At 60.3% G+C, this 20,632-nt stretch carries 24 protein-coding genes, 1 tRNA gene, 1 other RNA gene and 1 pseudogene; 14 read left to right on the forward strand and 13 right to left on the reverse strand.

Annotation, left to right across the window (positions count from 1 at the left end):
• Positions 1–72 precede the first annotated feature (72 nt).
• Together L0U79_RS17805 and L0U79_RS17810 are read right to left on the reverse strand one after the other, a co-directional pair.
• Positions 73–1,422, reverse strand: a complete 1,350-nt coding sequence (locus L0U79_RS17805) for an aminopeptidase P N-terminal domain-containing protein (RefSeq protein WP_233843564.1) — start codon at positions 1,420–1,422, stop codon at positions 73–75.
• Positions 1,380–1,943 carry a UPF0149 family protein gene (locus L0U79_RS17810; protein WP_233843565.1) on the reverse strand — a complete coding sequence of 188 codons (564 nt, stop codon included), beginning with the start codon at positions 1,941–1,943 and terminating at the stop codon, positions 1,380–1,382. The genes L0U79_RS17805 and L0U79_RS17810 overlap by 43 nt, the downstream gene beginning before the upstream one ends.
• A 100-nt stretch (positions 1,944–2,043) precedes the next feature.
• Between L0U79_RS17810 and L0U79_RS17815 the strand changes: the two genes are divergently transcribed.
• The 10 genes from L0U79_RS17815 (at position 2,044) to dsdA (ending at position 7,728) form a co-directional block, all read left to right on the forward strand.
• Complete coding sequence (locus L0U79_RS17815) at positions 2,044–2,265, forward strand: TIGR02449 family protein (RefSeq protein ID WP_233843566.1); 222 nt, start codon at positions 2,044–2,046, stop codon at positions 2,263–2,265.
• Positions 2,266–2,275: 10 nt separating this feature from the next.
• Positions 2,276–2,596 (forward strand): cell division protein ZapA, encoded by a 321-nt coding sequence (gene zapA / locus L0U79_RS17820; RefSeq protein ID WP_233843567.1) that lies wholly within the window; start codon positions 2,276–2,278, stop codon positions 2,594–2,596.
• Between the two features lie 7 nt (positions 2,597–2,603).
• Positions 2,604–2,789, forward strand: a non-coding RNA gene (ssrS, locus tag L0U79_RS17825) — 6S RNA.
• An 85-nt stretch (positions 2,790–2,874) separates the two neighbouring features.
• Entirely contained in the window at positions 2,875–3,492 is a 618-nt protein-coding gene (locus L0U79_RS17830) for a 5-formyltetrahydrofolate cyclo-ligase (RefSeq protein WP_233843568.1), read from the forward strand.
• Positions 3,489–3,941: an EVE domain-containing protein gene (locus tag L0U79_RS17835; RefSeq protein ID WP_233843569.1), complete on the forward strand. Its 453-nt coding sequence runs from the start codon at positions 3,489–3,491 to the stop codon at positions 3,939–3,941. Before L0U79_RS17830 ends, L0U79_RS17835 begins: the two co-directional genes overlap by 4 nt.
• A 96-nt stretch (positions 3,942–4,037) precedes the next feature.
• Positions 4,038–4,679, forward strand: a complete 642-nt coding sequence (gene rpiA, locus L0U79_RS17840; protein ID WP_233843570.1) for a ribose-5-phosphate isomerase RpiA — start codon at positions 4,038–4,040, stop codon at positions 4,677–4,679.
• A gap of 158 nt (positions 4,680–4,837) precedes the next feature.
• On the forward strand, positions 4,838–5,059 hold the full coding sequence (locus L0U79_RS17845) for a hypothetical protein (RefSeq protein ID WP_233843571.1): 222 nt from the start codon (positions 4,838–4,840) through the stop codon (positions 5,057–5,059).
• Positions 5,060–5,140: 81 nt separating this feature from the next.
• Positions 5,141–5,623 carry a GNAT family N-acetyltransferase gene (locus tag L0U79_RS17850; protein ID WP_233843572.1) on the forward strand — a complete coding sequence of 161 codons (483 nt, stop codon included), beginning with the start codon at positions 5,141–5,143 and terminating at the stop codon, positions 5,621–5,623.
• Between the two features lie 355 nt (positions 5,624–5,978).
• Positions 5,979–6,317, forward strand: a complete 339-nt coding sequence (locus L0U79_RS17855) for a hypothetical protein (RefSeq protein WP_233843573.1) — start codon at positions 5,979–5,981, stop codon at positions 6,315–6,317.
• 43 nt (positions 6,318–6,360) lie between these two features.
• Positions 6,361–7,728, forward strand: a complete 1,368-nt coding sequence (gene dsdA / locus L0U79_RS17860; protein ID WP_233843574.1) for a D-serine ammonia-lyase — start codon at positions 6,361–6,363, stop codon at positions 7,726–7,728.
• 54 nt (positions 7,729–7,782) lie between these two features.
• Here dsdA and L0U79_RS17865 read toward each other — a convergent pair whose 3' ends face one another.
• The 5 genes from L0U79_RS17865 to rplM all read right to left on the reverse strand — a co-directional run bounded on the left by L0U79_RS17865 (position 7,783) and on the right by rplM (position 12,262).
• A complete protein-coding gene (locus tag L0U79_RS17865) occupies positions 7,783–10,416 on the reverse strand; it encodes an alpha-L-rhamnosidase (protein ID WP_233843575.1) in 2,634 nt (877 codons plus the stop codon).
• 149 nt (positions 10,417–10,565) lie between these two features.
• Positions 10,566–10,910 (reverse strand): TfoX/Sxy family protein, encoded by a 345-nt coding sequence (locus L0U79_RS17870; protein WP_233843576.1) that lies wholly within the window; start codon positions 10,908–10,910, stop codon positions 10,566–10,568.
• 328 nt (positions 10,911–11,238) lie between these two features.
• A tRNA-Gln gene (locus L0U79_RS17875) sits at positions 11,239–11,312 on the reverse strand.
• 67 nt (positions 11,313–11,379) lie between these two features.
• Positions 11,380–11,772 (reverse strand): 30S ribosomal protein S9, encoded by a 393-nt coding sequence (rpsI, locus tag L0U79_RS17880; RefSeq protein ID WP_233843577.1) that lies wholly within the window; start codon positions 11,770–11,772, stop codon positions 11,380–11,382.
• 61 nt (positions 11,773–11,833) lie between these two features.
• On the reverse strand, positions 11,834–12,262 hold the full coding sequence (gene rplM / locus L0U79_RS17885) for a 50S ribosomal protein L13 (protein WP_233843578.1): 429 nt from the start codon (positions 12,260–12,262) through the stop codon (positions 11,834–11,836).
• A gap of 135 nt (positions 12,263–12,397) precedes the next feature.
• Between rplM and L0U79_RS17890 the strand changes: the two are divergent.
• From L0U79_RS17890 to coq7, 3 genes and pseudogenes are all read left to right on the forward strand, one after another.
• A pseudogene (locus tag L0U79_RS17890) lies at positions 12,398–12,631 on the forward strand (4Fe-4S dicluster domain-containing protein); the annotation flags it as partial.
• A 291-nt stretch (positions 12,632–12,922) separates the two neighbouring features.
• Entirely contained in the window at positions 12,923–13,600 is a 678-nt protein-coding gene (locus L0U79_RS17895) for a (Fe-S)-binding protein (protein ID WP_233843942.1), read from the forward strand.
• Positions 13,597–14,238, forward strand: a complete 642-nt coding sequence (coq7, locus tag L0U79_RS17900) for a 2-polyprenyl-3-methyl-6-methoxy-1,4-benzoquinone monooxygenase (RefSeq protein ID WP_233843579.1) — start codon at positions 13,597–13,599, stop codon at positions 14,236–14,238. The genes L0U79_RS17895 and coq7 overlap by 4 nt, the downstream gene beginning before the upstream one ends.
• Before the next feature lie 50 nt (positions 14,239–14,288).
• Here the strand turns inward: coq7 and speD are convergent, their stop codons facing one another.
• Positions 14,289–15,074 (reverse strand): adenosylmethionine decarboxylase, encoded by a 786-nt coding sequence (gene speD / locus L0U79_RS17905; protein WP_126685269.1) that lies wholly within the window; start codon positions 15,072–15,074, stop codon positions 14,289–14,291.
• Positions 15,075–15,361: 287 nt separating this feature from the next.
• Between speD and crp the strand changes: the two genes are divergently transcribed.
• The gene (gene crp / locus L0U79_RS17910; RefSeq protein WP_233843580.1) at positions 15,362–16,057 is read left to right on the forward strand and encodes a cAMP-activated global transcriptional regulator CRP; all 696 of its coding nucleotides are present in this window, start codon (positions 15,362–15,364) and stop codon (positions 16,055–16,057) included.
• A 39-nt stretch (positions 16,058–16,096) separates the two neighbouring features.
• Here the strand turns inward: crp and L0U79_RS17915 are convergent, their stop codons facing one another.
• The 5 genes from L0U79_RS17915 to L0U79_RS17935 all read right to left on the reverse strand — a co-directional run bounded on the left by L0U79_RS17915 (position 16,097) and on the right by L0U79_RS17935 (position 20,382).
• Positions 16,097–17,062: a helix-turn-helix domain-containing GNAT family N-acetyltransferase gene (locus tag L0U79_RS17915; RefSeq protein WP_233843581.1), complete on the reverse strand. Its 966-nt coding sequence runs from the start codon at positions 17,060–17,062 to the stop codon at positions 16,097–16,099.
• Between the two features lie 118 nt (positions 17,063–17,180).
• Positions 17,181–17,882: a haloacid dehalogenase-like hydrolase gene (locus tag L0U79_RS17920; RefSeq protein WP_233843582.1), complete on the reverse strand. Its 702-nt coding sequence runs from the start codon at positions 17,880–17,882 to the stop codon at positions 17,181–17,183.
• A gap of 2 nt (positions 17,883–17,884) precedes the next feature.
• Complete coding sequence (gene trpC / locus L0U79_RS17925) at positions 17,885–18,679, reverse strand: indole-3-glycerol phosphate synthase TrpC (RefSeq protein WP_233843583.1); 795 nt, start codon at positions 18,677–18,679, stop codon at positions 17,885–17,887.
• A 57-nt stretch (positions 18,680–18,736) separates the two neighbouring features.
• A complete protein-coding gene (gene trpD / locus L0U79_RS17930) occupies positions 18,737–19,786 on the reverse strand; it encodes an anthranilate phosphoribosyltransferase (protein WP_233843584.1) in 1,050 nt (349 codons plus the stop codon).
• Positions 19,783–20,382 carry an aminodeoxychorismate/anthranilate synthase component II gene (locus tag L0U79_RS17935; protein ID WP_233843585.1) on the reverse strand — a complete coding sequence of 200 codons (600 nt, stop codon included), beginning with the start codon at positions 20,380–20,382 and terminating at the stop codon, positions 19,783–19,785. Before L0U79_RS17935 ends, trpD begins: the two co-directional genes overlap by 4 nt.
• Positions 20,383–20,632 lie beyond the last annotated feature (250 nt).

The raw sequence follows: 20,632 nt of genomic DNA on the forward strand, positions 1-20,632 counted from the left end.
GCTTTCACGCACCGCATACATACATTGCATTTTCGCGGCGAGACGGATTTGACAGCGCGTGTTCGACGAAAATCATCGCGTCGCCAACAACGCCTCAATCTCGCTCGGCTCTTTCGGAACGGCAGCCGTCAACACCTCATTGCCATCGCGCGTCACCGCCACATCGTCTTCGATGCGAATGCCAATGCCGCGCCATGCTTCGGGCACGGACGTATCATCGGGTGCGATGTAAATACCGGGCTCCACCGTCAGCACCATGCCCGGCTCGAGCAGTCGTGGTTCGCCATCGACGCGGTAGTCGCCCACATCGTGCACGTCCAGCCCAAGCCAATGACTGGTTTTTGCCGGGAAATACCGCTTGTAGCTGCCCTGCTCGATCGCTTCGGCCGGCGACTCTTTGATCAATCCGAGCGCGCACAAGCCTTCCGTGATGACATGCACCGCGACATCGTGTGCGGTGCTGTAGGAGCGCCCGGGTCTTACTTCGTCGATCGCTGCCTGCTGCGCGGTCAGCACAATCTCGTACAGCGCGCGCTGCTCGCGACTGTAGCGACCGTTCACCGGAAAGCTACGACTGATATCGGATGCGTAGCAATCCAATTCCGCGCCAGCGTCGATCAACAACAGATCGCCGTGTTTCAACGGCGCGCGATTGGCAACGTAATGCATGGTGCACGCGTTCACGCCACCAGCGACGATAGGCGGAAACGCCGCGACCGCACCGCGGCTGCGCATGATGCGCACCAGCTCGGCTTCCACTTCGTACTCGTGCCGCCCTGCATGCGCCATCGCCATGGCGGCGAGATGCGCTTCGGCGGCAATCGCTGCGGAGGCGCGCATTAGCTTCAGTTCCGCGCGCGATTTGTACAGGCGCAAGTCGTGCAGAAGATGACCCAGCGCGACGAATTCTTTCGGCACCACGCCGCCGCCGCGCAATTGCCTAAGGCGGCGCATCCAACCGAGCAGTTGCGCATCGAATTGCGGTTCACGGCCAAAGTGACAATAAACGCGGCCGCGACCTTCGATCATGCCGGGCAGAATGTCGTCGATATCGTCGATCGGAAACGCGTCGTCCATACCGTAATCGGACACAGCGCGCTCGGTGCCGATGGATTCCCCGTGCCAGCGTTCGTGATGCGGATCGCGCTCACGGCAGAACAGCACCATTTCGCCGTGCTGACGCCCCGGCAACAATGCCAAAACCGCGTCCGGCTCGGGAAAACCGCTTAAATAATGGAAATCCGAATCCTGTCGATACGGCCACGCGGCGTCGGCGTTACGCATGCGCTCGGGCGCGGTAGCGATCAGCACCACCGCGTCCTCACCGGCCATCTTCATCAATTGGCGGCGACGCCGCGCGAATTCGTCGGGAGCGATATTCAATGCAGCGTGCCGCTCGAAGGCTGGTTGGGAATGTGGCATTCGGTAAACAGCAGCATCGCGCCCATGCGCACGAATTCGTGCACTTCGATCAACGCGTCTTCGTCTTCTTCTTCATTGCTGAAGTCGAGCGACGACGATGCGATGGCGCCGATGTCTTGCATGATCTCGCGCCCTTCTTCCGAAAGCCGACTGTGCGCGTCCGGTCCGCCCAAACCGAAACCACCTAAAAAGCCTCGACACCAGTCGACCACCGCATCGGCGCGTTCCGGCAGTGGTCGGTCATCGGCCGGTAACAGGGGTTCGAAGATCAATTCAGGATCGGCCAGCTCTTCGGCGCTCTGCGCGACTACTTGGTCCAGCACGTCCTGGTCCGCTTCGGCAACCGCATTGCTGCCGGCCTGAAGGTGCAGCGCCGTCAGCACGTGACGCTTCGGCAACCGGCCGTTGGCGGCCAGAAACCCGCAAATAGAACCGTGTAACTCACTGGTGCGAATGGACAATCGCAGGTGGTTAACCGCTTCGTCCAGTTCGTCGTACCCGATGGGTTCGAGGGCGGTCATCGAGGTCTCCGTTAACGTTCAAGGCTCAAGTTTAATGCACCGGCGCGCGCTGGCGGTCCGGCCCACAGATTTCCTCCGGCGTCCTGATATAGTGCGACGCATGAACTCACCCGACGCCAAATTCGAACTAGCCGCCCTGCATCAGCAGCTCGATCGGCTGATCGATTATGTCCATCGGCTGAGTGAAGAAAATCGCAGCCTGCGCCACAGCCAGGAACAGCTGGCGAACGAACGCGCGGGTTTGCTGGCACGCAACGAACAAGCGCGCAGCCGCGTCGAAGCGATGATCCAACGACTCAAGGCGCTCGAGAACAATGGCTGACGTCATCAGTATGTCCACCAACGAACCGGTTTCGCTGCGACTGATCGACCGCGAGTTTTTGATCGCTTGTCCGCCGGAAGAGCGCGACGGCTTGTTGGAAGCGGCCAGTTTTCTCGACCGCAAAATGCGCGAGTTGCGCTCGCACATGAAGACACCGGGTTTCGATCGTCTCGCCGTGCTCGCCGCCATCAGTATCACGCACGAATATCTGCAGCTGCAAAAGAGCGCCGCAAGCACAAGTAACGCCAACGTTGCTGAATCGGGTCTCGCTGAAGATCTCGCTTCGTTGCGCCGCAAGCTTGAAGCCGCACTGGACGCGCAACTAAAATAGCCAACGGCGTCTTCTGCGGTGTGCGCCAGCACACTCTTACATTTGCCTTGTTCCTATATACGACCCGGGACGGTTACTTAAGGCTGTTGTGCATGTCCGCCGCGTGCGGAAAGCCTTTAGGCCTTAATCTCCCTCCCACCTGATCCCATTTGGATCAAGGTCGTTTGGTGGGCAGCGGCATCGCGGTTTACGCCACCTCATTCCCAGCCCGGATGCCGTTCTAACGGCATCCGGGAAGCGGGGCGCCGGACGACGCACCATCTCAGGAGACGCGCGACGTGGACACCGCCGCACGACGTCGTGAACTACGCCAGCGCTTGGCCGAACGCCGCCGCGCCCTCACCCCTCCCCAACGCATCGCCGCCGCCCAGGGCCTTCGGCGCAGCCTGGAGCACCTGCCGGAATACCATACGGACAACCGCGTGGCCGGTTACTGGGCTTGCGATGGGGAATTGCCGCTCAACTTGGTGATTCCGCCGCTGGCGACGCGCGGTCAGCAGTTCCTGCTGCCGGTGATCGGCCAGGACAACCTGTTGCGTTTCGCCCCCTGGGCATCCGGCGAGCCGGTACAGCCCAACCGCTTCGGTATCCCCGAACCGGTGGCGCCGCGCGAATGGTTCGCGCCCTTTCAGCTTGACCTCGTCTTCATGCCGTTGCTGGCTTTCGACCGCCAAGGCAATCGGCTGGGCTATGGCGGCGGTTATTACGACCGTAGCTTCGCCTTCCTGAGGGATCAATTGCGCCCGACCGAACCGTTGCTGGTCGGCATCGCCTACGACTTCCAGGAACTCCCCGACATCTCCCCGGAACCGTGGGATGTCGCTCTGGATTTCGTCGCCACCGATCACGAACTTATCGACTGCCGCGCAGAATCTTCAGGAACCCACAGCGCATGAACTATTGGCTGATGAAGTCGGAGCCGGACACGTTCTCCATCGACGATCTCAAGCGCAAGAAGCGCGAAGCGTGGGACGGCGTTCGCAACTATCAGGCGCGCAACTTTATGCGCGACGAGATGCGCGTGGGCGACAGCGTGTTTTTCTATCACTCCAATTGCGCCGAACCGGGCATTGCCGGCATCGCGGAAGTGGCATGCGATGCGTATCCCGATCCGTCGCAATTCGATCCCAAGAGCAAATACTTCGATCCCGGCAGCTCGCGCGACAATCCGCGCTGGATGCTGGTCGACGTCAAATTCGTCAAAAAGCTCAAGCGCGTGATCACGCTGGACGAACTGAAAAACCACCCCGCCATTGCGGACATGCGCCTGTTGCGCAAAGGCAATCGCTTATCGGTGATGCCGGTGGAAGCGAACGAGTGGCGTTACATCCTGGGCTTGGAATAAGCGCGCAACGTCCCTTTCGGGACGGAAAAAGCAGCGCAACATGCGCCTGGCAGCCAAATAAACGATCATTTCTTTTTGCCCTTTTAGGACAACGCCATGAGCAACAACGAAGGAAAACGCCTGGCCGGCGAAGCCGCCATCCGTTATGTGGAAGACGGCGCCATCGTGGGAGTCGGCACTGGTTCGACGGTGGCCTTCTTTATCGATGCGTTGGCGACCATCAAGGACCGCATCCAAGGCGCGGTTTCCAGCTCGGAACAATCCACTACGCAACTGAAAAAGCACGGCATTCCCGTGTTCGATCTCAATGCCACGGGGCCGCTCACGCTATACGTGGACGGCGCCGACGAGTGCGATCCCCATAGGCGCCTGATCAAAGGCGGTGGCGCCGCGCTCACGCGCGAAAAGATCGTCGCGGAAGCCGCGCAGAAATTCGTCTGCATTATCGACGCCAGCAAGCGCGTGGATCTGCTCGGCAAATTTCCGCTGCCGATTGAAGTGATTCCGATGGCCCGCAGCCTGGTCGGCCGCGAAATCGTCAAGCGCGGCGGCAATCCCGTGTGGCGCGATGGCGTGGTCACCGACAACGGTAACTGGATCATCGACGTGCACGGCTGGCAGATTGCCGATCCGGTCGCGCTGGAAACCGATCTCAATCAGATTCCCGGCATCGTCAGCGTGGGCTTGTTTGCGCGACGCCCGGCGGACGTGGTGTTGATCGGCGATAAAGAGATGTGACAGCGGCTTTTTGCGCCGCCCACCATCGAATCCGAAAGCCCCGCTCGCGCGGGGCTTTTTTTGGCTCAAGTCCCAAGCACATCGGCCGATACAACGCTCAAAGGTTCCTCCGCCGGCAAGGAATGCCGATGCCGATCCATGCATGAAGGAGTAGCGCCATGATCACCACGACCGTCGTCCAAGAATTGATGCTCCACAACCTCACTTGCCCGCAATGCCGAGCGGGTGAACCGTGCCTGGTCGCCGAACATATTGAAGATTGCTGGCCAAGGCGCGTCGCATCGCAGGCCGCGGCGAGCTTGCTGGAACTCACTACGGCCGGCGACGATCTCCCGCCCGCACCCAACCGGGTCACCGTGCCACAGTTCAGCCGCTTCTAGGCGTCGGCCGAAAGTACTGTTGCAAGCGTCCACTTCGTGGTGGTGATATCGCATGCGTCCCCAACACGCATGATCATCCCCATGATCGACATTCGACACGCGGAATTTCCGAAAGATGCCGATGAGGTTAATCGCCTGTTCCGCGAATACGCGGATAGCCTTGGCGTGGATCTCGGCTTTCAAAACTTCGATGACGAAGTCACGTCGCTACCGGGAAAATATGCAGCGCCCGGCGGCCGCCTGTTGCTCGCGTGGAACGGCGATGACGTCCTCGGCTGCGTGGCGCTGCGCCCGCTGCGAGACGCTACGTGCGAAATGAAACGCCTTTATGTGCGGCCTCAAGCGCGCGGCACGCAGCTTGGAAGAAAACTCGCCGAACGTCTCTGCGATGAAGCACGCGCCGCGGGTTATACGCGCATGTGCCTGGACACGTTGCCGACCATGGCGACGGCGCAAGGTCTGTATCGATCCTTGGGATTCGAGCCCATCGATCCGTATGTATTCAATCCGATCGTCGGGACGCAATTCCTGGCGCTGGCGCTTGATAAAACGGCAGTGGATTAATGCCTGCAAGTCGTTTAGCGTTGCGTAGTTCATGCAACGCAACGGTGATACGCAGTGAAGAAAGACGACGTAACACGCGACATTGCCCGCAACGTCGAGCGGGCCGGCATTTGGCAGCTTATGCGCACGTTGCCTTGGCCGTTGAAATTGGCTGTGACTGCGGCAGCGCTCGGGTATCTCTATTGGTCAGCAAAGTAAATAAGAAACGTAGGGTTATTCCGAAAACCCTCTAATCCGTTTCGCTCGTACCCCCTCTCCAACCACATCGCGCGAGCGCACGCTCGCGCCTCTCAAAATTATTCCAAGCCATCTGCGCCCACGGAAGCCAGGCGCAGCGGAAAAACATGGAGGTTATATGCGGCTCGTGATAGCCGGGTTTTCAGCTTTTCTTTTGACGGCGTGCAGCGCAGATGCACCACATATCCCCAAACTGGATACGTCGCCCAGTAACAGTTATCTGTTCGTCTGCCGCTCGAAGGCAGCGATGCAGGAGCTGATGGATTCAGGCACCGCATTCCGCACAAGCCGAACGGTGGTGGATCGCTTAGCCAAGCACGGCGACTGCCTGTTGATTCCTTACGAATCGATCAAGAGCATTGGCGACGCCACGGACAACGGAACGGGTCCCGTGCCCATAACCGTTCAAAAGGACAGTGCCACGGTAACGATGTGGGGCTACCCGGTACAGGACTGAAGCCCCGCCACCAGGGCGGTACACTCAATTCGTCGCGCGCAATATGAAGAACGAAATCATGATTGCAGGAAAATCCATCGAAGCATGGAAGCAAAGCCATCCGCTTATCGGCGACCTCGTCGCGCTGAAGGAAACGGAATGGTTCAATCCCGCCGTTCGACCCGCGGAAGAAGCCTTGCCGGATGTCGGCTTGAATGAGAAAAACGTACGCGAAGCGAGCGCGCGGCTTGCGCGGTTCGCTCCCTATATCGCGCGTATGTTTCCGCAAACCGCGGGTGCTGGCGGCAGCATCGAATCGCCGATCCGATCGGCTCCTCGCCTGAAACTGGCGCTTCAACAACGTTATGGCATCGCTTTACCAGGGCATCTGTGGCTCAAGCTCGACAGCCATCTTCCGATATCAGGATCGATCAAGGCGCGCGGCGGCATATACGAAGTTCTTCAACACGCCGAAGAACTGGCCCTCAAAAATGGATTGCTAAAGATCGACGACGACTATTCGAAACTCGACAGCGAAACCTCGCGCGCGTTTTTCCGGCGTTATCGTATCGCCGTCGGTTCCACCGGCAATCTGGGCCTGTCCATTGGCATCATGGGCGCCACACTGGGATTTCAGGTGACCGTGCATATGTCGGCCGATGCGCGGCAATGGAAAAAGGACAAACTGCGCGCGCACGGCGTCACCGTCATCGAACACGCCGCCGATTACAGCGCCGCCGTGGTCGAAGGGCGAAAACAGGCGGCGCAGGATCCGGCTTGTCACTTTATCGATGACGAAAACTCCAAGCATTTGTTTCTCGGATACGCCGTCGCGGCCGAGCGACTTAAAACGCAATGGACCGAAGCAGGAATCGTCGTCGATGCCGAGCATCCATTGTTTGTCTATCTGCCTTGTGGCGTAGGTGGCGGCCCGGGCGGCGTGGCGTTCGGCCTGAAGCTGGCGTTCGGCGATGCCGTGCATTGCATCTTTGCCGAACCGACGCATTCGCCATGCATGTTTCTCGGCGTGTACACCGGCCTGCATGACGACGTATCGGTACAAGATTTCGGCATCGATAACGTCACGGCGGCGGACGGGCTCGCCGTGGGAAGAGCGTCTGGCTTTGTCGGCAAGGCGATGCAGCGGCTGATCGATGGGTACTACACGATTAGCGATACGGAGCTCTACGCCTTGCTAGCGTTGATGGAACGAGAGGAAGGCATTCGTCTTGAACCATCGGCTTGCGCAGGCATTCCCGGCATGGCGCGCGTCCTGGCGCACGCTCAAAACATCTATCGCCAACGCTTCAACATGCATCCCGCGACGCTTGCCAAGGCAACGCACCTCGCTTGGGCAACGGGAGGCAGCATGGTGCCTGAAGAAGAAATGGCCCTCTATGTATCGAAAGGCAAAATGGCGCTTAAAGCTTAAATTGGAATCAACTGAGGAATTCCAAGGCATTGCGAGAATGACCGAATCGCGCCGCTATTGAAACTGCTTAAAGCGATAGCTCCCGGATCCGATTTCAAAGCACGTATCGACACCGCAAGTGCGCACATTGCGCACCCACGACGACGCCGACAACGGCCGCCCCGATTCCGTAAGCTGCATCGGCTTGGACTTCGGAATGCGCACATCCGCCGTACTGCCGACTGGCACGTCGACATCCAATTGCAAACCTTCAGCACCGTGTGTCCACGACACCGCAGCGCGCCCAAATGGCGTAAGCGTGTCCGCCTCGGCGTGATTCAACCACGCGGTTAGCGCGGGTCGGATACCGATGCGCCGCCATCCCGGCGCCAACGGCCGCAACCCTGCGACATCGCCGAATAGCCAATCGTCGATGGTGCCTAGGAAATAGTGTCCGCGCGAACGCGCATCGAGTTTCCAATGCTCCCAAAGGCTCGTAGCGCCGTTTGCGCGCCAAAAGCCCCAACTTGGAAAAGTGGTTTGCGTGGCGACGATCCAAGCTAAATCCGCATGACCGGTTGCGGTGAGCACGGGCAACAACAGTTTGGTGCCTAGCGCGCCGGTGTCCAGATGATCGCTATGCGCGTGTACGGCTTGCACCAATGCATCGGCGACACGTGAGCGCTGCGCTTCCGGCGCAAGGCCAAAGCCCAGCGCGAGCAATTGGTGAGTTTGACGAATGCCGTCATCGCCATCGCCGCGATACAGGCCCTTTGTCGTATCGAAGAAGCGACGATTGAAGGCATTGCGTATGCGTGCCGCCATCGCATCGAAGTGTCGCGCTTTTTCGTTATCGCCGAGCACGCGCTCGATCTGCGCCATCGTATCGGCCATGCGATACACATAGGCTGTGGCCGCCACGCGTTTATCCTCCGGGGCATTGCCGCCGTCGGCAGGCGTGTTCGGGCTGACCCAGTCGCCGAGCGATGTATCGGCGATACCGTCAGGCGAACGCGCGTACTCGGCGTCGACGTAACGCGCCATGCCTTGCGCGTGATCCACCAGCACACGACGGTCACCGCGCTGCCAATACAACGACCATGGCACGAGCACATACGCCGCATGCCATGGCGGCGCACGGCCATCGCCCCATCCGGGATTGGGGGCAATAAGCAGCGGCACGCCATCCGTGTTGCGTGCGTCGTCGATGTCTTGAACCCATTTCGTTAGCAGCGACTCGGCGTCGACATTGCGCAACATCATGTCCGCACCCAACATGCCGTCGCCGGTCCAGCCGTTTTTTTCGTACATCGGCGTATCGGTGGGAATGCCGTACAGGTTGTTGAGCACGGTGTCGACAGCGGCAGTGTGCATCCAATTAAGCAAGTCGTTGCTGCTGGTGAAGTGACCGATCACTTTCGCATCAGTGTGCACCACTTGTGCCGTTAACGCAGTAAGCGGCGGCGGCGCATTGGGCCAGCCATCTACTTGCACATAGCGAAACCCCTTCCACGAAAAATGCGAATGCCACTGCTCCACGCCGTGCCTCGCCAGCGTGATGCGATCGGTTTGCAAGCCGTGTTGGAAATAATGATGATCGTCGCGATCGTCAACGCTGCCATCGGGCAACAGCTTTTCGCCGTAATGCAAAACGATAGTGTCACCGGCATGGCCGCGCGCACTCAGTGTTGCCCAACCGGCGATGACGCGAGGAAATGCGAAGACGTAACTACCGTCGTTCAACTTGGTGACGGAGGTTGCCTGCAGCGTCTGCGCGACGCGAATCGGCGGCTCATGCTGCGCTTGTAAAACGCCTTTCGGTGCGGACAGCACGGCGACGGCGCGCCAGTCGCTATCATCGAAATTTACCGTGTCGAAGCCGGGTTGTGCTCGGCGCGCGTCGTAGATTTCGCCGGCGTACACGTCGTCCAGTTGCGTTGGGCCGTCGTGCACGCGCCAGTCCGCATTCGTGCCGACGAATTCGCAATGGCCATTCACGTAGCACAGTTTCAACAATGCGCGCACGCGTGGCTCGCCGTGCCATGGGGCTTTTTCCCAGTGCCATACATCCGGATTGGTCAGTCCGTAGTAACCGCGCCCAAGTTCGATGCCGATGGCGTTGTTCGATCCCGCCCGAAGCAGCGATGTCACATCGCGCGCGAGATAGAGCACGCGTTTGTCGTAATCGGTGAAATCGGGCGAAAGCACGTCGTTACTTGCAGGTTGTCCATTGATCGATACGTCGGCGTAGCCGCCAGCGGCCACGTACAGCCGCGCCGATACCAAATCCGCGCTCACGGAAAATAGATGCCGCAACAACGGCGCCACCAAGTTTCCGCCGGCAGGCTTACCGATCCATGCGGCGTGCGACCACTCCTTCAGCGACGGCGAGGTCTCGAACCAAGACGTCGCATTCGCCTCGCCTTCCGATGTTTGCGCGATGACCTTCCAGTAGTAACGCGTCGACGGTGCGAGCGCAGGCCCTGCGTAAGCGATATCGAACGACTCGGGGCTCGCTATGCGGCCGCTATCCCATACGTCGGGATGATCGTCAGCGAGAGCCTTCGTCGTGCGTGCGACTTCGATGCGGTAACCGGCGGGTGACGTACCGCGCGGCGCCTGGGTGACCACCCAGGCGAAACGCGGCGATGTGGTGTCGATCGCCAGCGGTTGCGTTTGATGCTCGGTAGTCAGCGATTCGAGCTGCAAAGTTGTCGCAGCGTTCGCGGCGGATGCGCAGAGCAGTAGGGCCGTGAACGCGAATACGATGCGATGACGCAGTGGGTTCGTTTTGGAAACCGATCTTTCGCGTGTTCGCATCGCATTCCGCAATCGATGTCGTAACGGTGAATTCGGAGTCACTTGCGGGACTTACGCGATGGCGCCGATTTCTTAGGCTTGGGTTCTGGCATCAATGCCGCCGTTTCGAGGATGAGTCGGCGAATAAGATCGGTATCGTCCAGAAACTCATCGGCAACCACATAGTCCTTGGCGCCCGGATAGGGAGGTCGCATGGGAAGCTCTGATGCGAGCTTTGTTGCGGCGGCGGATGGTTTGACGAAGAGGCTGTTGTCGCAGGCGAAGGCGACGACTTTTCCGTCTACGTAGAAAGCGTATTCGCCGAACATTTTCTTTTGCGTTAAGCGGTCGCCTAGTGCCACTTGTTCGGTTACGTAGTCGACGAAGTCTTGGGTGGTGGCCATGGTTGAGCACACGCCAGGGGCTAATCCTTCGAAGTATAGCCACGCTTGTTCGAGGCGAGATTTGATATGACGGGGAGACTAGGATTGTTCGCCCCATCCATCGGACTCACCCCTCCGCGCTGCGCGCTCCGGGGCCAGCGCGTTCGCGCTGTCCAAATTCGCTCCAGGCGAATTTGTCACTGCGAAGGCATGGATGCCGAAGCGAACATCGGCGCAGCCGATGGCCCGAAGGGCGAGGCACGGGACGTGCCGAGTCAACGAGGTTCTCATCCGGAAAGTCTCCCAGCCACACGCAAAAAGCCCGCCTTGCGGGCGGGCTTTTTGCGTGTGGCTGGGAGACTAGGATTCGAACCTAGATAAACGGAGTCAGAGTCCGTTGTCCTACCGTTAGACGATCTCCCAATATCTCTCCGAGCGGTGCGCTCTGACTTGGTGCACCGGCCGGTCGACGCGTTGCCTCGGGCGAGGATTAGCGCTTCGAGAACTGGGTGGCGCGGCGTGCTTTGTGCAGACCGACCTTTTTACGTTCGACTTCACGGGCGTCGCGGGTGACGAAGCCGGCCTTGCGCAGCGAGGTCTTGAGGCTTTCGTCGTACTCGATCAGAGCGCGGGCGATGCCCAGACGGATCGCGCCGGCCTGGCCTGTGATGCCGCCGCCAGCGACGGTGACTTTGATGTCGAACTTGTCGGCGCTCTGCGTGAGTTCGAGCGGCTGGCGCACGATCATGCGCGAGGTTTCGCGGCCGAAGAATTCATCGAGGGTCTTGCCGTTCACTTCGATCGCGCCGGTGCCCTTGCGCAGGAACACGCGAGCTGCGGAGGTTTTGCGGCGGCCGGTGCCGTAGTTCTGCTGAATCGCCATGATGTTTGCTCTTATTTAAAAGTCCGCACATGGATGTGCGGGCTCTTGCGAAGGAATCGCATTACAGTTCCAGCGCCTTCGGCTGCTGGGCGGTATGCGGATGTTCGGCGCCGCCGTACACCTTGAGCTTGCTGTACATCGCACGGCCCAGCGGGTTCTTCGGCAACATGCCCTTGACGGCGATTTCGATGACGCGCTCAGGATGGGTCGCCAGCAGGTCTTTCAGGCTGGTGGTCTTGAGGTTGCCGACGTAACCGGTGAAGCGGTGGTACATCTTGTCGTCCAGCTTGGCGCCGGTGACAGCCACCTTCTCCGCGTTGATCACGACGATATAGTCGCCGGTATCCACGTGCGGGGTGAATTCGGGCTTGTGCTTGCCGCGGAGGCGACGCGCGATCTCGGTCGAGAGACGACCGAGCGTTTTGTCCGTGGCGTCGACCACGTACCAGTCGCGCTTGACGCTTTCCGGCTTGGCGCTGAACGTTTTCATTTCGGAATACCTGTCTGCCGCCACACGAGGCGGTAAGCGGAATCGATGGAATAAAGGCGCGAGATGATAACGAAGCTTTCATCCATCGCGCAAGCCCACGATGGGCTGCGAGCCGCGAATGATAGCATGAACGGTATGCCTCTTGAGAACCCCCGATCCCGCATCGCCGTGCTGGCCGACCAGTGTGTGCAATGCGGCCTTTGCCTGCCGGTTTGCCCCACTTATGCCCTGGATGGCAACGAAGCCGAGTCACCGCGGGGGCGGATCGCCATTGCGGCGGCGTTGGCCCGGGGGCAGGTTTCCCCCAGCCCGGAGCTGCGTGAGCCCTTGGATCATTGCCTGGGCTGCCTGAATTGCCAGCGGGTGTGCCCGGCCGGGGTCAAATATGAGGAGCTGCTGGTGGAGACCCGGGGGTTGCTCGGACCCGCCCCGCATCGCCCGGGGCTTTTGCTCCAGACCGTGAAGCGGCCGGAACTGCTCCGATGGGCTCAGCGGCTCGCTCGCTGGTCAGGGATTTCATGGCTCACCCGACGTACCGCTGAAGGCAAAGACAGCGCCTGGCGCACGGCATTGTCGTTATTGCCGAGGAACCGAGGCAAACTTGGGCAACCCCACCCCAGCCCACCCCTGACGCGCAGGGGTGGGAGTGAGATCGGGACAGTGGCGCTGTTTCCTGGTTGTGCCGCCAGCGTGCAGGATGCGGACGCCGAGCACGCGGCGGAACGATTGCTGGAGGCTGCTGGTTATCGCGTCATCCGCCTGCCAGCCTTTTGCTGTGGCGCACTGGATCTTCACGATGGCGCCTCGCGCGACGCCGAAGCCGCCGCCGACCACGTTCGCCGAGCTTGGGCGGATGCACGCGCGGATTATCTGGTGACGATCACGCCCGGCTGCCTGAGCACGCTGCGCCTCGCGTTGCCGGACGTGCGCGTGGACGACACCTACGGCCTGCTCGCCAAACGCATCGACACGTTGCAATTCCGCCCCCTGCCTAGCCGCGTAGCGCTGCACGTACCGTGCACGCAAGCCAATGTCGCACGCAGCGACGCGGCACTGATGACCTTGCTGCAGCGTATCCCGCAACTGGACGTAAAACGCCTGCCGACGCCGCCCTATTGCTGCGGCGCCGCCGGCAGTCATGTGCTGCAGTTTCCAGAACGCGCCACGCGATTGCGCGACGATGTGTTGTCGCATGTCAATGCGCTGGATGTGCAGACGCTTCTGTCGTCCAATATCGGCTGTCGGTTGCATCTGGCCGCCGGACTGGACGAACAAGCGTCCGCTCTGCCGACGCTGCACCCTTTGACCCTGCTCGCGCAGCAATGGATTCCGTCATGAACGTACGCACGCTTACTCCGCTCGATCGCTTGCTGGCCGGCTTCGAACGCGCGCTCGAAACCGTCGCCGGCTCACCTGAAACGCATCGCAAGTCTCCGGCGCACAACATCGCCGAAGCGGAACTCGACGATCAAGAACGCCGTCACGTCGCCGGGTTGATGCGCGTCAATCACACCGGTGAAGTGTGCGCGCAAGCGCTTTACGACGGACAAGCCGCACTGGCGCGCAAAGATGAAAATCGTACGCACCTGCTCGACGCCGCCGCGGAAGAATCCGATCATCTCGCATGGTGCACGGAGCGCTTGCACGAATTGGAAAGCCAACCGAGCTTGCTCAACCCACTGTGGTACGTGGGCAGTTACGCGATCGGTGCGCTGGCTGCGTTGGCGGGCGACAAGGTGAGCCTGGGTTTCGTCATGGAAACCGAGAAGCAGGTCGAAGCGCATCTCGCCGATCACCTGGACAAATTGCCGGCGCAAGACGAACGCTCGCGCGCGGTGCTGCAGCAGATGCAAGAAGATGAAGTGCGGCATGCGCAGAATGCGTTGGATCGTGGCGGCATCAAGTTGCCGTTTCCGATTCCGCAGTTGATGCATGCCAGTTCGATGGTGATGAAGACGGTCGCGTACCGCCTGTAAATCGCTATCGATGGTGGAAAAGAAAAACCCGCCTTTCGGCGGGTTTTTCATTACATCAGATTACGCCCGTGGAACAGTTCTTCGATTTCGCGACGCAGCAGTTGCTCGATCTTCTGGCGCTCCTTGAACGAAAGATCGTCCGCGTGCGCTTCGAACAGATAGGTGTCGAGGTCGAAGTCCTTGATGTGCATCTTCGTATGGAAGATGTTTTCCTGGTACACGTTCACGTCGAACATCTCGTACTTCTGACGGATGTGGCGAGCGAGGTAATCCTGCACCGAGTTGATCTTGTGATCGATGAAGTGCTTCTTGCCTTTCACGTCGCGGGTGAAGCCGCGCACGCGGTAGTCGCACACCACGATGTCCGACTCGAAGCTGTCGATCAGGTAGTTCAGCGCCTTCAACGGGGAAATCACGCCACAGGTAGCAACATCGATATCCGCGCGGAACGTCGCGATGCCGTTGTGCGGATGCGTTTCCGGATAGGTGTGGACGGTGATGTGGCTCTTGTCCATGTGGGCCACCACGGCATCCGAAATGGTGTCGCGGCCGAGCTTTTCGACCACCGGCTCTTCGGAAATCAGGATGGTGACCGAAGCGCCCTGCGGGTCGTAGTCCTGGCGGGCCACGTTGAGGATGTTCGCGCCGATGATCTCGGCCACGTCAGTAAGAATTTGCGTGAGACGATCGGCGTCGTACTGCTCGTCGATATACTCGATGTACCGTTGGCGCTGATCTTCCGATACTGCGTAGCAGATATCGTAAATATTGAAGCTCAAGGCCTTGGTCAAGTTGTTGAAGCCCTGCAAACGCAGGCGCGGGAGGGGTTTCACCACGGCGACACTCCATGGCCGGGTCACGGCCGACAGGTGAGGCGGGTTAGCTACAAGGGTCCCCGCTGATTAATAAAGCGTGCTGGACCCTTATCCTGCACGCCCCTTGTGTACGGACGATGGCAAAGCGCATCCTCCGGAAGACTGCGAAGTATGAGGCAATTGGACTGAAAACGTAACCTTCGGGGCTCGCATTGACTTTGCCATAATGCGAAAGTTGCCAGGGATGCTCAGACATAGGCCGCTGGATCGGGCGGCCGGGAAGATAACTCAGCGTGGGGAAAACCTCTGTGGTGCAACTGAAATACCAGTTACAACAGGCCTTCGAACGGTCGCAGGCTCCGCTTGGCTTCGCGCCAGACCCGGCCTCCATGGAGCGGTTCCTGGGGCTCTGCCACCGTCGACGCTACCCCGGCAAGACCGCCATCATCCGTCCGGGCGACCCCGCCAACACGCTGTATTACGTGATCGAGGGCTCGCTGGCGGTCTGTACGGAAGACGAACAAGGGCGCGAGCTCATCCTTGCCTACATCAGCCGCGGCCAGTTCATCGGCGAGATGGGTCTGTTCGTCGAGCAAGCCCAGCGCGAATCGATGGTGCGCACGCGCAGCCCCTGCGAAATGGCCGAAATCAGCTACGAACGCCTGTTCCAGCTGCTGGAAGGCCCGCTGCGGGACGAGTGCCCCAAGATCTTGTTCTCGATCGGCGCCCAGCTCACCCATCGTCTGCTGCGCACCTCGCGCCAGGTCAGCCGCATGGCGTTTATGGACGTCACCAACCGCATTTCGCGCACCCTGCTGGACCTGTGCCAGGAGCCGGACGCGATGAGCCATCCCGACGGCACCCAGATCCGCATTTCTCGTCAGGAAGTCAGCCGCATCGTCGGCTGCTCGCGCGAAATGGTCGGCCGCGTGCTCAAGCAGCTGGAAGAGCAAGGCATGATCGATGTGTCGGGCAAGACCATCGTGGTGCGCGGTACGCGCTAAAACGCTTTATCGCCCCGGCGTTCGCCGGGGCGAGCCATCTCAGGCGAATTCCTTCACCGTCGGCTGGTAAATCATGTAGACGTCAGCCCGCTCGTAGTGCGAGCCCGGGCGAATGGCCGGCTGGAAGGCAAATCCTGCTTTCTCGTACATCCGCAGCGCCGGCTTGAGAACGCTGTTGGATTCCAGGAACAACTCGCGTCCTCCGCGCCGGTGAAATTCGGCGATGCACGCATCGAGCAGCCGCTTGCCGGCTCCCAGGCCGCGGAAGGTTTCGTCCACGCCCATCTTGGTCAACTCGAACACGCCGGGCGACTCCTGCAAGAGCGCGCAGGTACCAACGATCTCGTCTCCGAGTTTGGCGAAAAAAATCGCCCCACCCGGTTCCAACACGTAGCGCTCGGGATCGCTAAGCACGGTGCGATCGATATCTTCGATGCGGAAGTAACGTTCCAACCACTGCGCGTTCAAGCGATAAAAGTGATCGCGCAGTTCCGGCGTATAAGGGACGATCTCAAGCGGCGCCTTCATGATCGCGGCGTGTTCGGTCAGGATCGCCTTGACGATGGGGCGCTCCTGCAACGCGCGCTCGCATAGCGCAATCGCATCGAGCAGCTGCGTTGCGTGCTCTTCCAGCGATACCGCAACACCACGGCGCACAGCGCACCAGATCGGGCCGAGTTCGGCGAGCGACTCATGCGCTTGATCAGTCAGCACCAGCACCGTACGGCGTCCGTCATTGGGATCGTTTTGGCGCTCCACCATGCCGGCGCGAACCAGTTTGTCGGTGAGCTGGCTGACCGCGGAATGGGTCTGGCCGATCGCATCGGCCACCTCGGTGACCGAGCGGGGCCCGACGTCCCACAGATAGCGCAGCACCGGCAGCCAGCGCGATTCGATCCGCGCGCCGAGCGTCTGATAGACCTCGTCGGCCGCACCGTAAAAGTGATCGCTAAGCGCCTTAAGCCGGCTACCGAGCGCCAATTTCCCCAAGGATGCCAAGTACATAGCGCGCCACCCAAGATATGCGTAAGCATTAACGTAAGTACTAACGTATATCTTGCCGATGCCGCCTGCAAGCGCTTTTCTAGCGTTTTTCAAAAAACGAAAAAGCCCGGCTCGACGCTCAGTACCAGACGACCCGCATGACCGAACGGCCTAGTGCCTTTTCCACGCGCTTGCAGAGCTTGGGCGTGCCATTGACCAGCACGGCCTCCCCCGCCTGCTTGAGCATGGGCGTGTCTTGAAAGGAGTCGCTGTAGGCGACCCGCCACTGTTGGATGCCCAGCTTCGCCAAGCTCTGCAGCTTGCGGCGGCCGACGTTGTGCAACGCCACCCGCATGCCCAGCCAGCCCGGCTTGAATCGCGATGCGACGATGGTGACGTTGGACAAACCCAACCGGCTCACCAAGCGACTGACCAGCACGTGCTCACAACCCGTCACGATGATCACGTCGTCGCCCTCCTGCTGATGACGACGCAGCGCATTCAAGCCGTCGCGACAGAATTGACGCGGACGCTGCACCAGCTGATCGGCAAATGTTTCGGCGATGACCTGATACCGCTTTTGGCTGACGCCAAGCAACGCAACATGCACAAGCGCACGCGCCGCCAACCTGCGCGAGAACACGAGACAAAGCAACCACCAGGGCATGGTCAGCGCAGCGAGCAGCTTGCAATGCAAGGAACTTGCATAGCGATGCCGAATAAAAAGATAAAACGCATCGCCGTGATGCAGCACGCCATCGAAATCGAATAGCACCGTGCGCGACGCATCGGCGTCGCCGCCGGTTTGCGCCGGCGCTTGAATCGTATCCCCTGTAAACATGATCAGTGCGTGTTGAACAGCCGTTTCAGTTCCAAACCGGGATCGGCCGCGCGCATAAACGCTTCGCCGACCAAAAATGCGTTGATGCCCGCTTCGCGCAGACGCGCCACATCGTCGAGCGTGTGGATACCCGATTCGGCCACCAGGATGCGGTCGTATTCCATCAATTGCTGCAATTCGAGCGTGGTTTCGAGCGATGTTTCGAACGTGCGCAGATTGCGATTGTTGACGCCGATCAACGGCACCGGCACCGCCTGGGCGCGCTCCAGTTCCTCGGCGTCGTGCACTTCGCACAGCACGTCCAAATCAAGATCGGCGGCGAGCAACGACAGCTCCAGCAAATCCGCATCGCTCAACGCGGCGACGATCAACAAAATGCAATCGGCGCCGATCGCGCGCGCTTCGTACACTTGATACGGATCGATGACGAAATCTTTGCGCAGCACCGGCAACGAACACGCGGCACGCGCTTGCTGCAGAAAATCTTCGCTGCCTTGGAAGAAATCCCGATCGGTGAGCACGGACAAACATGCCGCGCCGCCCAGCTCGTAACTGCGCGCGATGGCGACCGGATCGAACTCCGCGCGGATCACGCCCTTGCTCGGGCTCGCCTTTTTCACTTCGGCGATCACGGCGGCATCGCCGGAAGCGATTCGCGCTTCGATAGCCGCAGCGAAGCCGCGCGTATCGGGCATGTCCGCCACGCGCGCAGACAACTCCTTCAGCGGCAACTTGGCGCTGCGTTCGGCGAGTTCTTCCGCCTTACGGGCGAGGATGCGTTGAAGAATGTCGGTCATGAGCTCTGATCGGCACGTAGAAAACGTGAAAACAAAAACCTTGGGCCAAGGCTAGTATCAGCTATGGGCAAGGCGCTGTGTGGTCGCAACGAACGCGTCCATTTTGGCACGAGCCGCGCCGCTGGCGATGGTCGCCCGGGCCAATTCGATGCCACCGGCGATGCTGGTCGCCAGCCCGCAGGTATAAAGCGCAGCCCCGGCATTCAGGCAAACGATGTCGTGCGGCACGCCGTGCCGATTTTCCAGGGCATCCAGCAACATGGCCTTGGACTGCTCGACGTTCTCCACCCGCAGATTGCGGCTAGACGCCATGGCCAAGCCGAAATCCTCCGGCTCGACCTCGTATTCGTGCACCTCGCCGTCGCGCAGTTCGCCGACCAGGGTGGCGGCGCCCAGCGAAATCTCGTCCATCCCGTCCCGGCCCCACACCACCATGGCGTGCTTGGCGCCCAGCGCCTGCAGGGCGCGCACCTGAATGCCTACGAGATCCGGGTGGAAAACCCCCATCAAGATGTTCGGTGCGCCTGCCGGATTGGTAAGCGGCCCGAGGATGTTGAATAGCGTGCGCACACCCATTTCCTTGCGCACCGGCGCCACCACCTTCATCGCCGGATGATGGTTGGGCGCGAACATGAAACCGATATCCGTCTCGGTCATGCACTCGGCGACTTTCAGCGGCGAAAGATCGATGCACGCACCTAGCGCTTCGAGCACATCCGCGCTGCCCGACTTGGACGACACGCTGCGTCCGCCATGCTTGGCGATGCGCGCACCCGCCGCCGCCGCCACGAACATCGACGCTGTTGAAATGTTGAAACTGGAGGCGCCGTCGCCGCCGGTGCCCACGATATCGAGAAAATAAGGATGCGGCGGTGCATCGACCTTCGCCGACAATTCGCGCATCACCCGCGCCGCGCCGGTGATCTCGCCGACGGTTTCCTTTTTTACGCGCAGGCCGGTAATGATCGCCGCCGTCATCAGCGGACTCACATCGCCGCTCATGATCTGGCGCATCAACGCGATCATTTCATCGTGGAAAATTTCGCGATGTTCGATCGTGCGCTGTAGCGCTTCCTGCGGCGTGATGGTGATGGCGCGCACGGTCATGCGGCGAGCTTTTTCAACGGCAGGCCAAGAAAGTTGCGCAGCAGATCGTGACCATACTGCGTGAGAATCGATTCGGGATGGAATTGCACGCCCTCGACCGCCAACGTCTTGTGCCGCAACCCCATGATCTCGTCGATGGAACCGTCGGGATTTTCCGTCCACGCCGTCACTTCCAGACAATCGGGCAGCGACGATTGCTCCACGACCAGCGAGTGATAGCGCGTGGCTTCGAACGGATTGGGCAAACCGGCAAACACACCTTTGCCCAGGTGGCGCACCGGCGACGTCTTGCCATGCATGATCTGCTTGGCGCGAATCACCTTGCCGCCAAATGCCTGGCCGATCGCCTGATGACCGAGGCAAACGCCGAACACCGGGATCTCGCCGGCCAACTCGCGCAGCACGGTGAGCGATACGCCCGCGTCGTCCGGCGTGCCAGGGCCCGGCGAAATCATGAGGTGAGAAGGTTTCAGGGCGCGAATGCCGGCCACATCCAAGTCGTCGTTGCGCACGACTTTTACGTCCTGCCCCAACTCGCCGAGGTACTGCACGAGGTTGAACGTGAAGCTGTCGTAATTGTCGATCATCAACAACATGGCCGGGGAATCCTGAGTGCTATGCGGCATTGCGGCATGGACGCCCATTGTGCGCGATCCCCTTCGCCGCCGTCATCTGCTTTGAGTTGGCCAGCTCATGCTAAACCGTCATGTGCGTGGCTCGGCACCGTGTTTTCCGGCAAATGAGAATTAATCTCAACTGTGCCCAAGTGATCGAGCACATGAACACCTATGCCTGTCTTCGCTTAGACGCAACCCGATGATCGAGCGGGGGCACCTACTGCCGATT

Origin of the sequence: Dyella sp. 2HG41-7 (genome assembly GCF_021390675.1) — a bacterium.
Taxonomy (GTDB): Bacteria; Pseudomonadota; Gammaproteobacteria; order Xanthomonadales; family Rhodanobacteraceae; genus Dyella_B.